Annotated in this window: 10 protein-coding genes; 8 read left to right on the top strand and 2 right to left on the bottom strand. The window is 66.6% G+C overall.

Annotation, left to right across the window (positions count from 1 at the left end; genetic code table 11):
* Positions 1–97: 97 nt before the first annotated feature.
* Both NOM55_RS15255 and NOM55_RS15250 read right to left on the bottom strand, forming a co-directional pair.
* The gene (locus tag NOM55_RS15255; protein ID WP_255909465.1) at positions 98–1,090 is read right to left on the bottom strand and encodes a DUF2804 domain-containing protein; all 993 of its coding nucleotides are present in this window, start codon (positions 1,088–1,090) and stop codon (positions 98–100) included.
* Between the two features lie 47 nt (positions 1,091–1,137).
* On the bottom strand, positions 1,138–1,998 hold the full coding sequence (locus NOM55_RS15250) for an MBL fold metallo-hydrolase (protein ID WP_255909464.1): 861 nt from the start codon (positions 1,996–1,998) through the stop codon (positions 1,138–1,140).
* A gap of 119 nt (positions 1,999–2,117) precedes the next feature.
* Between NOM55_RS15250 and NOM55_RS15245 the strand changes: the two genes are divergently transcribed.
* The 8 genes from NOM55_RS15245 (at position 2,118) to lpdA (ending at position 13,331) form a co-directional block, all read left to right on the top strand.
* Positions 2,118–2,441 carry a helix-turn-helix transcriptional regulator gene (locus NOM55_RS15245; RefSeq protein WP_047967982.1) on the top strand — a complete coding sequence of 108 codons (324 nt, stop codon included), beginning with the start codon at positions 2,118–2,120 and terminating at the stop codon, positions 2,439–2,441.
* A gap of 15 nt (positions 2,442–2,456) precedes the next feature.
* A complete protein-coding gene (locus tag NOM55_RS15240) occupies positions 2,457–2,888 on the top strand; it encodes a YeeE/YedE family protein (RefSeq protein WP_255909463.1) in 432 nt (143 codons plus the stop codon).
* Between the two features lie 10 nt (positions 2,889–2,898).
* A complete protein-coding gene (locus NOM55_RS15235) occupies positions 2,899–3,342 on the top strand; it encodes a DUF6691 family protein (protein ID WP_255909462.1) in 444 nt (147 codons plus the stop codon).
* On the top strand, positions 3,339–5,045 hold the full coding sequence (locus tag NOM55_RS15230) for a SulP family inorganic anion transporter (RefSeq protein ID WP_255909461.1): 1,707 nt from the start codon (positions 3,339–3,341) through the stop codon (positions 5,043–5,045). Before NOM55_RS15235 ends, NOM55_RS15230 begins: the two co-directional genes overlap by 4 nt.
* Positions 5,046–5,095: 50 nt before the next feature.
* Positions 5,096–6,538 carry a M48 family metalloprotease gene (locus tag NOM55_RS15225; RefSeq protein ID WP_255909460.1) on the top strand — a complete coding sequence of 481 codons (1,443 nt, stop codon included), beginning with the start codon at positions 5,096–5,098 and terminating at the stop codon, positions 6,536–6,538.
* A 347-nt stretch (positions 6,539–6,885) separates the two neighbouring features.
* Entirely contained in the window at positions 6,886–9,549 is a 2,664-nt protein-coding gene (gene aceE / locus NOM55_RS15220) for a pyruvate dehydrogenase (acetyl-transferring), homodimeric type (protein WP_255909458.1), read from the top strand.
* A 195-nt stretch (positions 9,550–9,744) separates the two neighbouring features.
* Positions 9,745–11,427 (top strand): dihydrolipoyllysine-residue acetyltransferase, encoded by a 1,683-nt coding sequence (aceF, locus tag NOM55_RS15215; protein WP_255909456.1) that lies wholly within the window; start codon positions 9,745–9,747, stop codon positions 11,425–11,427.
* A 107-nt stretch (positions 11,428–11,534) separates the two neighbouring features.
* On the top strand, positions 11,535–13,331 hold the full coding sequence (gene lpdA, locus NOM55_RS15210) for a dihydrolipoyl dehydrogenase (protein WP_255909454.1): 1,797 nt from the start codon (positions 11,535–11,537) through the stop codon (positions 13,329–13,331).
* Positions 13,332–13,526: the final 195 nt, after the last annotated feature.

Here is a 13,526-nt window from a genome sequence, read left to right as displayed (position 1 = left end):
GCGGCCGCAGCCGGTAGACGGCTGCTCCCTGCGTTATGAGACAGGCGGCACGGCGCAGCGTTCGCCGCCTGCGGCCAACGTTGGCCGCAGGCTGGGGCTACCAGCGCGAGTGGTGGTCTTCGGTGATGCCGAGCAGCTGCGACACCTCGTGCGCGACGCCGGTGTGCGGGTGGATGATGCGGCCGCTGAAACAGCCGATCGGCTGCAGGTAGCGGCTGGCGGCAATCAGCAGGTCCTGGTCGTGCTGGCGCGCGCCTTCCGGGGTGAAGGTCAGCGCCACCGCGCCGTCGTCGGTGCGGATCTGCCACGCGGCCAGCGGCTGCGCGGCGTCGAAGTCGAAGCGGGCGGCGCCGACGCGGTGCGGCACGCCGTCCAGCCACACCGCGTTTTCGGCGTCGCCCATATAGCCCTGCTGCAGGTTGAAGCCGATGCGGTGGTCGTGGGCGCTGGCCCAGCGCCACGCGGTGTCGCGCGCCAGCAGGCCGTTGGAGGCGTCGAGGCTGGCGATGGCGTCATCCAGCGCCAGCTGCCGGCCGCCGCAGTCGGCAAAGCCGCTGATCGGCAGCGCGCTGCTCTTGTGGGTGGCGTGCGCCAGCCAGTTGGCGGGGGCGATGGCGGCCATCACGCTGTGCGGTGCCGGCAGCGCGATGTGTGCCGCCAGCTGCAGCGCCGGAGTGTTGACGGTCAGCTCCAGGCGCTTGTCGGCGCGGCGGAAGGCGATGCAGTTCTTGCCCTGGCGGAAGGTGGCGTCGCCAAAGCTGCGGTTCTCGATGCGGGTGGACACCAGTGGCAGGCCGTTGCTGCTGAAGCTGGCGACCAGCTCGCGGCGACGGCGGTCGAACAGGTAGGCAAAAGCGCTGCCGCACCAGCCGGTATCGACCACCGCCACGCCGATGAAGAAGTCGGCGTGGCCGATGGCGGCGTATTGCCAGCGCTTGTGGTGCAGCTGGCGCGTCAATTGCTTGGCTAGCGGCGCCTTCAGCGCCTGCCACGACAGTTGCTCGACGGTGCCGCGGTACATGCCGAAGGCCGGCACGCCGCGTTCGTGCACCAGTCGCGCCGGTGCCGGGGGTAAGGGATAGGGGTCCATTAGGGTACGGGTCGCCGCGCGCCCGATGTCATCACGATGGCTGCAGTTTACAGCAGGTTCAGCGGAATCTTTAAGTAGGCGGTGCCATTGTCCTCGGCCGGCGGCAGCTGGCCGGCGCGGATATTGACCTGGATCGCCGGCAGGATCAGCACCGGCATCGCCAGTGTCGCGTCGCGCGCCTCGCGCAGCTGCACGAAGTCGGCCTCGCTGATGCCGTCGTGGACGTGGATGTTGTGTGCGCGTTGCTCGGCCACCGTGCACTGCCACTGCGGCGCGCGGCCATCCGGCGGGTAGTCGTGACACATGAACAGCCGGGTGTGGTCAGGAAACGACAATAGCCGGCGGATGGAGCGGTATAGTGCCGCGGCATTGCCGCCGGGGAAGTCGCAGCGCGCGGTACCGACGTCGGGCAGGAACAGGGTATCGCCGACAAAGATCGCGTCGCCGATGTGATAGGCCATGTCGGCCGGGGTGTGGCCGGGCACCGCGATGGCCTGCGCCTGCAGCTGGCCGATGGCAAAGGTGTCGCCATCGGCAAAAAGGTGGTCAAATTGCCGACCGTCGGTGGCAAAGCCGGTTTCGAGATTGAAAATGCCCTTGAACACGCGCTGCACGCCGTCGATCTGTTGGCCGATGGCGATGCGGCCGCCCAGCTGCTGTTTCAGGTAGGCGGCGGCGGACAGGTGGTCGGCGTGCGCGTGGGTTTCGATGATCCAGTCCAGCGTCAGCTGCTGCTCGCGCACGAAGGCCAGCAGCCGGTCGGCGGCGGCGGTGGCGGTGCGTCCGGACTTGGGATCGTAGTCCAGCACCGGGTCGATGATCGCCGCATGGCCGCCGCGCCGGTCGTACACCACATAGCTGATGGTCCAGGTGACGGGATCGAAACTGGCGTGGACTTGGGGATTCATCGTGACTCCTCGTGGCAGGACAGGTAGTGCAGTCAATATATTGCGTAACATTATATTTGTAAATATAATAAAAACGCGCTGCGATAAAATAACAAGACAGACAGGAGGAAATACCCACCATGGATCTGAGTATCTTGCATGACAACGCGTCACGCGCCACCAGCCTGCTGAAAAGCCTGGCCAACGAAGACCGGCTGCTGCTGCTGTGCCAGCTGGTGGACGGCGAGAAGAGCGTGTCCGAGCTGGAACGGCTGACCGGTATCCGCCAGCCGACGCTGTCGCAGCAGCTGGGCGTGCTGCGTAACGAGGCGCTGGTCAACACCCGGCGCGAGGGCAAGTGGATCTACTACAGTGTAGCCAGCCAGGAGGCGATGGCCATCCTCGGCACGCTGCACAGCCTGTTTTGTGCCGATGACGCGGGGCCGAAACCGCCGTCACCCTGATCGAGGAGTCACACCATGAACATCATCTGGGATCCGGCGGCGCTGCTGGCGGCACTGGCCGGCGGCGTGCTGATCGGGTTGGCCGCGGCGTGGATGGCGCTGGGGCTGGGACGCATTGCCGGCATCAGCGGCCTGCTCGGCGGGCTGGTGGATGGCGCGCCGGACCGCGCCGTGCGCGTCGCCTTTGTTGGCGGCCTGCTGCTGGCGCCGGCGCTGTACCTGCTGCTGCGCGGCGAGCTGCCGGCGGTCAAGATGATGGTCGATACCCCGCAGCTGCTGCTGGCCGGGCTGCTGGTCGGCATCGGCACCCGCTTTGCCTCCGGCTGCACCAGCGGTCACGGCGTCTGCGGCCTGTCGCGGCTGTCGCCGCGCTCGCTGGTGGCGACGCTGTCGTTCATGGCCGCCGGCTTTGCCGCGGTCTACCTGCTGCGCCACCTGCTGGTGTGAGGAGAACAAGATGAAACACCATGCACAAGCGGGACAGGCGTTTGCCATCGGCCTGCTGTTCGGCGTCGGCCTGCTGCTGTCGGGGATGAGCAATCCGCAAAAGGTGATCGGCTTTCTCGATCTCGCCGGGCAGTGGGATCCGTCGCTGGCGCTGGTGATGGGTGGCGCCATCGCCGTCGGCCTGCCGCTGTTCCGCCTCGCCGAGTCGCGCAGCCATCGCCAGCTGCCGTCGTGGTCGGGCGCGCCCATCCACCTGCCGGGCAAGAGCGGCATCACGCCGCGTCTGGTGCTGGGCAGCGTGCTGTTCGGCATCGGCTGGGGCATCGCCGGCATCTGTCCCGGCCCGGGGCTGGTGCTGCTGGGCAGCCTGCAATGGCCGGGGCTGTTGTTCGTGCTGGCGATGGTGGCGGGCATGCTGTTGTTCCGGCCGCTGGACAAAGCGCTGTCGCGATGAACTGGCTGCCGCGCTGGCTGCGCCACTACCGCCGTGCCGACCTGCCCGGCGATGTCAGCGCCGGGGTGATCGTCACCCTGCTGCTGGTGCCGCAGGGGCTGGCCTATGCGCTGGTGGCCGGCCTGCCGCCGGAAGCCGGCCTCTACGCCAGCCTGCTGCCGCTGCTGCTGTACGCGTTCAGCGGCGGCAGCCACGCGCAGTCGGTGGGGCCGATGGCGGTGACCTCGCTGCTGGTGGCGGCGACGCTGTCAAGGTTGGCCGCAGCCGGCAGCGACGACTACCTGCTGGCGGCCATCTGGCTGGCGCTGCTGTCCGGCGCCATGCTGTTCCTGTTCGGCCTGCTGCGCCTGGGTTTCCTCGCCGACGCGCTGTCGCAGCCGGTGCTGGCCGGCTTCACCGCCGCCTCGGCGCTGTTGATCGTGCTGTCGCAGCTGGCGCCGCTGGCCGGCTTCCGCGCCGGCGGCGCCAGCCTGCCGGACATCGCGCAGGCCTTCCTCGCCCATGTCGCGGCGCTCAATCCGCTGGCCTTGCTGCTGGGGCTGATCGCGTTGCTGCTGCTGGTGCTGGCGCGGCGCTATCTGGCCAGTCTGCTGCACGCGCTGGGGCTGGCATCCGGCGTAGCGCGCACGCTGTCGCGCACCGCGCCGATGCTGGTGGTGCTCGGCGGCCTGCTGGCGGTGACGCTGGCCGGCTGGCAGGCGCAACTGCCGGTGGTCGGCGTGGTGCCGGGCGGGCTGCCGGCGCTGCGGCTGGCGGCCCTGCCGTCGCTGGGCCTCGCGCCGCTGGTGATGCCTTCCTTCTTCATCGCGCTGATCAACTACGTGCAGAGCCTGTCGGTGGCGCAGATGCTGGCCGCGCCGCGGCGCGAAACCATCGACCCCGACCGCGAGCTGCTGGCGCTGGGGCTGTGCAATCTCGGCGCCGGCCTTAGCGGCGGCTTTCCGGTCACCGGCGGCCTGACCCGCTCGGTGGTCAATGCCGACGCCGGCGCCAATACCCAGCTGGCTTCGCTGATCACCGCCGCACTGATGGTGCTGCTGCTGAGCACCGCCACTTCGCTGCTGGCCAAGCTGCCGCTGGCGGTGCTGGCCGCCACCATCATTGCCTCGGTGGCGGTGATGATCGATTTCCGTACCCTGCGCGCGGCGTGGCGCACCGAACGCGCCGACGCGGTGGCGTTTGCCGTCACCTTCCTGCTGGTGCTGGCGCTGGGCGTCGATGCCGGCATCGTCGCCGGGGTGGTGATCTCGCTGTCGGTATGGCTGATGCGCAGCAGCCGGCCGCACATCGCGGTGCTGGGACGGGTGCCCGGCACCGAACACTTCCGCAACGTGCTGCGCTACCACACCGAGCCGCTGCCCGGCGTGCTGCTGCTGCGCGTCGACGAAAGCCTGTTCTTCGGCAATGCCCGCCACGTCGGCAATGCCATCCAGCAACTGGCCGCCGCCAGCCCGGACAGCCACAGCCTGCTGCTGGTGATGAGCGCGGTGAACCGCCTCGACATGACCGCGCTGGCAATGCTGGAGCGGCTGGACGACGGCCTCACCGAGCGTGGCATCCGCCTGCACCTGGCCGAGGTCAAGGGCCCGGTGCTGGACGTGTGCAAGCGCGCCGGACTGGCGGCGCGCTTTGACGGCCGCCTGCACCTGTCCACCCACATCGCCATCCAGCAGCTATGCCCCGGCAGCGACTATCAGATCTGAAAACCACGCACCGCGTGCAACTTCCGGCCGCCGCTGGCTATCATAGCGGCATGAAACGACACTCCCGCCGTGCCCTGCTCGTCGCCAGCCTGCTCGCCGCCCTGGCCGCGCCGCCGCTGTCCGCCCACAACGACCTGCCCAGCCTCGGCACGGTGGCCGAGTCCGCCCTGCCGCAGGCGGAGGAAAACCGCATCGGCCGCGACATCCTGCGCTCGCTGCGCGGCGACGGCGACGTGATCGACGACGCCGAGGTCAACGCCTACCTCGCCGACCTCGGCGGGCGTCTGGCCGCCGGCGCGCAGCTGCCGGGAATGCGCTTCGCCTTCTTCGCCGTCAACGACCGCAGCATCAACGCCTTCGCGCTGCCCGGCGGCGTCATCGGCGTGCACAGCGGCCTGCTGCTGGCGACGCAGAGCGAGGGTGAACTGGCCTCGGTGCTGGCGCACGAGATCGCCCACGTCAGCCAGCGCCATCTGGCGCGGATGCAGGAGGGCGAGGGCAACCGCCATCTGCTGATGCTGGCGGCGATCCTGGCCGGGGTGCTGGCGTCCAATGCCTCCAACGGCGATGTCAGCGCCGGCATGGTCAACGCCGGCGTCGGCCTCGCCGCCAGCCGCCAGCTGGCCTATTCACGCGATTTCGAACGCGAGGCCGACCGCATCGGCATGCAGTACCTGACCGCCGCCGGTTTCGACGCGCGCAGCATGGCCGGCTTTTTCGATCGCCTGCAGCAGACCCACCGCCACAACGACAACAACGCCTTCGGCTTCCTGCGCACCCACCCGCTGACCGGCGAGCGCGTCAGCGAGGCGCAGAACCGCGCGCAGGGCTATCCGCTGCGCATGCGCGCCGACAGCAGCGATTTCCTGCTGATGCGCGAGAAGCTGCGCCTGGCCACCCTCGGCGCCGCCGAGGCCGAGCGCCACTACCGCACCGCGCTGGCCGCCGGCCGCTTCCTGCAGCCGGGCGCCACCTATTACGGCCTCGCGCGCGCGCTGCTGCAGCTGGGCCGCTACGACGAGGCGCAGCAGGCGCTGGCCAGCGCGCAGCGGCAACTGCCGCCGCATCCGGCGCTGCTGCTGCTGGACGGCGATATCCAGCGCGCTGCGGCCAACCTTGACGGCGCGCTGGCGCGCTATCAGCAGGCGCTGCAGCAATTCCCGTCCAACGACGCGCTGTGGCTGGCGCGCATTGACACTCTGCTGCAGGCACGGCGCAGTGCCGAGGCGCGGCAGCAGATCGAGCTGGCGCTGAAGCGCGCGCCCGACAATGCCGCGCTGTGGCGGCTGGCGGCGCGCAGCTACGGCGAGGGCGACGCACTGCGCTACCACGCCGCGCTCGGCCACGCGTTCTATATCGAACAGGAGTTTGAATCGGCGCGCATCCAGTACCAGCTCGCCAGCCGCGCCGGCGGCGACGACTTCTACCTGCGCTCCACCGTCGAGGCGCGTTTGCGCGAAATCGACAGCCAGCATCCGGCCAAGCCGCGCTGACGCCTGCCCCGCCTCCGGCCACGCTCCGCAGCGTGCGCCGGCGCTTTTTGCCCCGCCTGCCGTCGTTCCGCGAATAATCGCAAAAAAACAACATATTGCAGTGCAATATCGCTGCCGAAAAAGCCGATTTTGAGTGATATCCCCAATTGCCCACTTCGCGTGGAAATCGGCAGGATTTACACTCTGCGCTATGTAAGAAACTTTTCACTTTCGCAAATTTTATTTGCGGAATTGTTCGATTATAATCCGACGCAGTTCTGTAAAGCCTTTACCAAGGCACCCAATGTCATGACAGCAGACGCTGCCCAACCGGGTAGTGAACTGAAAATAAAAAGTGAGGATGTGAGATGGCAGCAATCTACCCTGACGATATCGATCCGGTTGAAACGCACGAATGGACCGATGCGCTGGAGTCTGTACTGGATAGTGACGGCGCCGAGCGTGCCCACTTCCTGCTGGAGAAAATGGTCGAACGTACCCGTCGCCGTGGCGCACACCTGCCGTTCGAGGCGACGACTGCATACCTGAATACTATCCCGGTGGGCAAAGAGCAAAAGTCCCCCGGCAATCACGAGATGGAGCACCGCATCCGCTCCATCAACCGCTGGAACGCGATGGCCCTGGTGCTGCGCGCCGGCAAGAAAGACCTGGAACTGGGTGGCCACATTGCCTCCTTCCAGTCCTCCGCCACCCTCTACGACGTCGGCTTCAACCACTTCTGGCGCGCCCACAACGACGAGCAGGAAGGTGATCTGGTGTACTTCCAGGGCCACATCTCCCCTGGTGTGTACGCGCGTGCCTACCTCGAAGGCCGTCTCAACGAAGAGCAGCTGGACAGCTTCCGTCAGGAAGTGGACGGCGGCGGCCTGTCCTCCTATCCGCACCCGTGGCTGATGGAAGACTTCTGGCAGTTCCCGACCGTGTCGATGGGCCTGGGCCCGTTGATGGCGATCTACCAGGCGCGCTTCCTGAAGTACCTGGAAAGCCGTGGCCTGGCCAAGACCCCGGGTCGCAAGGTGTGGTGCTTCTGCGGCGACGGCGAGATGGACGAGCCGGAATCGCTGGGCGCGATCGCGCTGGCGGCCCGCGAAGGCCTGGACAACCTGGTGTTCGTGATCAACTGCAACCTGCAGCGTCTGGACGGCCCGGTACGCGGTAACGGCAAGATCATCCAGGAACTGGAAGGCGACTTCCGCGGTTCCGGCTGGAACGTGCTGAAAGTGGTATGGGGCTCGCGCTGGGACCCGCTGCTGGCGATGGACACCAAGGGCCTGCTGAAAAAGCGCATGGACGAGTGCGTCGACGGCGACTACCAGACCTTCAAGTCCAAGGACGGCGCCTACGTTCGCGAACACTTCTTCGGCAAGTACCCGGAGCTGCGCGAGATGGTGGCCAACATGTCCGACGACGAGATCTGGGCACTGAACCGTGGCGGCCACGACCCGCACAAGGTGTACGCCGCCTATCACGAAGCCACCCACAACGCCAACGGCCGTCCGACCGTGATCCTGGCCAAGACCATCAAGGGTTACGGCATGGGCTCCAGCGGCGAGGCACAGAACGTCGCCCACCAGGCCAAGAAAATGGCACTGGACAACCTGCGCAAGTTCCGCGACCGCTTCGGCATCCCGGTATCCGACGCCGATCTGGAAAGCGTGCCGTACTACAAGCCGGCCGAAGACAGCCCGGAAATGCAGTACATGCGCGAACGCCGCGCCGCGCTGGGCGGCTACCTGCCGGCCCGCAAACCGGTGAAGACCCCGCTGGCCATCCCGGGCCTGCACGTGTTCGACAGCCAGTTCAATGATTCCGGCGAGCGCGAGTTCTCCACCACCATGGCCTTCGTGCGCCAGCTGGGCATCCTGCTCAAGGACAAGAACATCGGCAAGCAGATCGTACCGATCGTGCCGGACGAATCGCGTACCTTCGGTATGGAAGGCATGTTCCGCCAGTACGGCATCTGGTCCACCCAGGGCCAGAACTACGTGCCGCAGGACGCCGACCAGCTGATGTTCTACAAAGAATCCAAGGACGGCCAGATGCTGCAGGAAGGCATCAACGAGCCGGGCGCGATGTCCTCGTGGATTGCGGCAGCGACCAGCTACGCCAACCACGGCATCCCGATGATTCCGTTCTACATCTACTACTCGATGTTCGGCTTCCAGCGTATCGGCGACCTGGCCTGGGCAGCCGGCGACATGCGCGCCCGCGGCTTCATGCTCGGCGGCACCGCCGGCCGTACCACGCTGAACGGTGAAGGCCTGCAGCACGAAGACGGTCACAGCCACATCCAGGCCGGCCTGATCCCGAACTGCATCAGCTACGATCCGACCTTCGCCTACGAACTGGCCGTGATCCTGCAGGATGGCCTGAAGCGCATGTACGTGGAACAGCAGGACGTGTTCTATTACATCACGCTGATGAACGAGAACTACACCCACCCTGCGATGCCGCAGGGCGCCGAAGACGGCATCCTGAAGGGTATGTATTTGTTCAAGGACGGCGGCGACGCCGCGGTGAAAGTCCAGCTGATGGGCTCCGGCACCATCCTGCGCGAAGTGATTGCCGCCGCCGACCTGCTGCGCAACGACTTCGGCATCGCCTCCGACATCTGGAGCGTGACCTCGTTCAACCAGCTGCGTCGTGACGGCATGGAAGCCTCGCGTCACAACCTGCTGCACCCGGTAGGCGAGCAGCGCCTGTCCTACGTCGAGCAGCAGCTGGCCGGCCGTTCCGGCCCGGTGATCGCCGCGACCGACTACATCCGCAACTACGCCGACCAGATCCGTGAATACGTGCCTGGCCGTTACGTGGTGCTGGGGACCGACGGTTACGGCCGCTCCGACAGCCGCGCCAAGCTGCGCGAGTTCTTCGAAGTGGATCGCCGCTACGTCGCCGTGGCCGCGCTGTCGGCACTGGCACGCGAAGGCAAGATCGACGCCGCCCGCGTCCAGGAAGCCATCACCAAGTACGGTATCAACGTCGCCAAGCTGCCTAGCTGGAAGGTATAAGGCGCGGCCGTTGCGGCCAACCCTGATACCGGCGAAAGTCACCCGTGTGGCTTTCGCCGCTCCTGCAGCAGCGCGATCCGGCCGCCGCCAGACGGCAGCCGGGATACCAAGCCGAATGTTGGCGGAGCCCGCAGCCGGCAAGGCACTACGCCTTGCCCGCCATGCGGGCCTCCGCCCTACGATGTGGATAGAGCCATGAGCAATCTGATCGAACTGAAAGTGCCCGATATCGGTGGGCACAACAACGTAGATGTCATCGAAGTCTTCATCCAGCCGGGCCAGACCGTCGCCATCGACGACAGCCTGATCACGCTGGAAACCGACAAAGCCACCATGGAAGTACCGGCCGAAGCCGCCGGTGTGGTGAAAGAAGTGCGCGCCGTACTCGGCGGCAAGATTTCCGAAGGCGACGTGATCGCCATCATCGAAGTCGGCGCCAGCGCCGCCGCACCGGCCCCGGCTGCTGCGGTAGCCGCCCCGGTAGCGGCTGCGCCCGCGCCGGTCGCTGCCCCGGCACCCGCTGCTGCGCCAGCTGCTGCGCCGGCACCGGCCCCAGTTCCAGCCCCGGCTGCCAACGTTGGCCGCAGCGAGATCCGCATTCCGGACATCGGCGGCCACAGCGGCGTCGACGTGATCGAGGTATCGGTCAAGGTCGGCGACGAAATCAAGGTCGACGACAGCCTGATCACGCTGGAAACCGACAAGGCGACCATGGAAGTGCCGGCCACCGCCGCCGGCCGCGTGGTGGAAGTGAAAGTCAAAGTCGGCGACAAGGCCAGCGAAGGCGACCTGATCGTGGTGGTGGAAGGTGCTGGCGCTGCCGCCGCGCCAGCCGCCGCGGCACCGGTTGCCGCACCAGCCCCAGCTGCGCCTGTTGCTGCCGCCGCGCCGGTTGCTGCGCCGGCCCCGACTGCGGTGGCCGCTGCCGTCGCCGCCGCCTTCAACGAAGCCGGCTTCGCCAAGTCGCACGCCGGCCCGTCGGTACGCAAGCTGGCACGCGAACTGGGTGTCGACCTGTCCAAGGTGACAGGCTCCGGCCGCAAGGGCCGTATCGTCGAGGACGACGTGAAGGGCTTCGTGAAGGCCGTGATGCAGAACCCGGCGGCGCTGGCCCCGGCCGCTGCACCGGCAGGCAATGGCGGCGGTCTGGACCTGCTGCCATGGCCGAAGGTCGATTTCGCCAAGTTCGGCCCGATCGAAACCAAGCCGCTGACCCGCATCCAGAAGCTGTCCGGTGCCAACCTGGCCCGCAACTGGGTGATGATCCCGCACGTCACGTTCAACGACGACTGCGACATCACCGAGCTGGAAGACTTCCGCAAGACCATCGGCAAGGAATGGGAAAAGTCCGGCCTCAAGATCAGCCCGCTGGCCTTCATCATCAAGGCCGCCGCCGAAGCACTGAAGGCGTTCCCGAACTTCAACAGCTCGCTGGACGGCGACAACCTGGTGCTGAAGCAGTACTACCACATCGGCTTTGCCGCCGACACGCCGAACGGGCTGGTGGTACCGGTGATCAAGAACGTGGATCAGAAGGGCATCAAGCAGATCGCCAAGGAACTGACCGACCTGTCCGCGCTGGCGCGTGACGGCAAGCTCAAGCCGACCGACATGCAGGGCGCCACCTTCACCATCTCCAGTCTGGGTGGTATCGGCGGCACCGGCTTCACGCCTATCGTCAACGCACCGGAAGTGGCCATCCTCGGCGTGTGCAAGTCGCAGATCAAGCCGGTATGGAACGGCAAGGAATTCGCGCCGCGCCTGATGTGCCCGCTGTCGCTGTCCTTCGACCACCGCGTGATCGACGGCGCCGCTGCCGCCCGCTTCACCGTGTACCTGGGCAAGCTGCTGTCCGACGTGCGTCGCCTGATCCTGTAATGGTCGCAGCCCGAGGCCTGGCCGCGGTCAGGCTTCGGCTGCCAGCAAGCCATCGTGCCGAATACCGGCGGCGTGCCCTGCGCGCCGCCACCACATGGATGTGAACCATGAGCAATCTGATTGAACTGAAAGTGCCGGACATCGGCGGCCACAGCAATGTGGACGTGATCGAGGTGTTCGTGAAAGTCGGCGACACCGTTGCCAAGGACGACAGCCTGATCACGCTGGAAACCGACAAGGCCACCATGGAAGTCCCGGCCGAAGCGGCCGGCGTGGTGAAGGAAGTGCGCACCGCCGTCGGCGGCAAGATCTCCGAAGGTGACGTGATCGTGGTCATCGAAGTGGCCGGTGCGGCCGCTGCGGCCAACCCTGCGCCGGCTGCGGCCCCTGCTGCTGCTCCGGCAGCGGCTGCCCCGCAAGTTGCTGCACCGGTTGCCGCCCCTGCTGCGGCCACGCACAGCGGCACCGCCGACATCGACTGCGACGTGCTGGTACTGGGCGCCGGCCCCGGCGGCTACTCCGCCGCCTTCCGCGCCGCCGACCTGGGCCTGAAAGTGGTCCTGGTCGAGCGCTACGCCACCCTGGGCGGCGTGTGCCTGAACGTGGGCTGCATCCCGTCCAAGGCGCTGCTGCACAACGCCGCGGTGATCGACGAGGTGAAACACCTGGCCGCCAACGGCATCAAGTTTGCCGCGCCGGAAATCGACATCGACATGCTGCGCGGCTACAAGGAAAAGGTCATCGGCAAGCTGACCGGCGGTCTGGCCGGCATGGCCAAGGCGCGCAAGGTGCAAGTGGTGCGCGGCGTCGGCCAGTTCCTCGACCCGTACCACCTGCAGGTGGAAACCACCGACGGCACGGGCCAGGACAAGACCGGCGCCAAGCAGGTGATCAAGTTCAAGAACGCCATCATCGCCGCCGGTAGCCGCGTGGTGAACCTGCCGTTCATCCCGCAAGATCCGCGCATCGTCGATTCCACCGGCGCGCTGGAGCTGAAAGCCGTACCGAACAAGATGCTGGTGATCGGCGGCGGCATCATCGGCCTGGAAATGGGCACCGTGTACTCTACGCTGGGCGCGCGCCTGGACGTGGTCGAGATGATGGACGGCCTGATGCAAGGCCCGGATCGTGATCTGGTGAAGGTATGGGAGAAGTACAACGCCCACCGCTTCGACAACATCATGACCGGCACCAAGACCGTGGCCGTGGACGCCCGCGAAGACGGCATCTACGTGACCTTTGAAGGCGCCAAGGCGCCGGCCGAGCCGCAGCGTTACGACCTGGTACTGGTCGCCGCCGGCCGTGCGCCGAACGGCAAGCTGATCGGCGCCGAAAACGCCGGTGTGGCCGTGACTGATCGCGGCTTCATCGAAGTGGACAAGCAGCAGCGCACCAACGTGCCGCACATCTACGCCATCGGCGACATCGTTGGCCAGCCGATGCTGGCGCACAAGGCGGTGCACGAGGCGCACGTGGCAGCCGAAAACTGCGCCGGCGGCAAATCCTTCTTCGACGCCCGCGTGATCCCGGGCGTGGCCTACACCGATCCGGAAGTGGCCTGGGTCGGCGTGACCGAAGAATCGGCCAAGCGTGACGGCATCAAGATCGAAAAAGCGGTGTTCCCGTGGGCTGCCTCCGGCCGCGCCATCGCCAACGGTCGCGACGAAGGCTTCACCAAGCTGATTTTCGACGCCAACACCCATCAGGTGATCGGCGGCGCCATCGTGGGTACCCACGCCGGCGACATGCTGGGCGAAATCTGCCTGGCCATCGAAATGGGCTGCGACGCCACCGACATCGGCAAGACCATCCACGCTCACCCGACGCTGGGCGAGAGCATCGGCATGGCCGCCGAAGTGGCGCACGGCAGCTGCACCGACCTGCCGCCGCAACGCAAGAAGTAAGCGTGTGACTGCGGCCAAGGTTGGCCGCAGTGACGACGACAAGGGCAAGCCTGATGAGGGCTTGCCCTTTTGTCATGGTGGTGCGGTATGATGTTGGGGTGGCTTGCGAATAGAGGTGCTGTTACTTTATTATGCGTTTGGTTTTGTTTCTACATGCCTTATGTAAGCGACTGAATTCATTGATTTATTTTTTTG

The sequence above is a fragment of the Vogesella sp. AC12 genome, assembly GCF_024437575.1.
Taxonomy (GTDB): Bacteria; Pseudomonadota; Gammaproteobacteria; order Burkholderiales; family Chromobacteriaceae; genus Vogesella; species Vogesella indigofera.
Note: the sequence above shows the minus strand (reverse complement) of the source record. Positions and strands in the feature narration are given on the sequence as shown.

What these genes read in the sequence shown, in the direction of transcription:
- NOM55_RS15230 (WP_255909461.1), top strand. Translation starts at nt 3,339, where the DNA reads ATGAACTGGCTGCCGCGCTGGCTGCGCCACTACCGCCGTGCCGACCTG.
- NOM55_RS15255 (WP_255909465.1), bottom strand. Translation starts at nt 1,090, where the DNA reads ATGGACCCCTATCCCTTACCCCCGGCACCGGCGCGACTGGTGCACGAA.
- NOM55_RS15240 (WP_255909463.1), top strand. Translation starts at nt 2,457, where the DNA reads ATGAACATCATCTGGGATCCGGCGGCGCTGCTGGCGGCACTGGCCGGC.
- NOM55_RS15250 (WP_255909464.1), bottom strand. Translation starts at nt 1,998, where the DNA reads ATGAATCCCCAAGTCCACGCCAGTTTCGATCCCGTCACCTGGACCATC.
- lpdA (WP_255909454.1), top strand. Translation starts at nt 11,535, where the DNA reads ATGAGCAATCTGATTGAACTGAAAGTGCCGGACATCGGCGGCCACAGC.
- NOM55_RS15225 (WP_255909460.1), top strand. Translation starts at nt 5,096, where the DNA reads ATGAAACGACACTCCCGCCGTGCCCTGCTCGTCGCCAGCCTGCTCGCC.
- NOM55_RS15245 (WP_047967982.1), top strand. Translation starts at nt 2,118, where the DNA reads ATGGATCTGAGTATCTTGCATGACAACGCGTCACGCGCCACCAGCCTG.
- aceE (WP_255909458.1), top strand. Translation starts at nt 6,886, where the DNA reads ATGGCAGCAATCTACCCTGACGATATCGATCCGGTTGAAACGCACGAA.
- NOM55_RS15235 (WP_255909462.1), top strand. Translation starts at nt 2,899, where the DNA reads ATGAAACACCATGCACAAGCGGGACAGGCGTTTGCCATCGGCCTGCTG.
- aceF (WP_255909456.1), top strand. Translation starts at nt 9,745, where the DNA reads ATGAGCAATCTGATCGAACTGAAAGTGCCCGATATCGGTGGGCACAAC.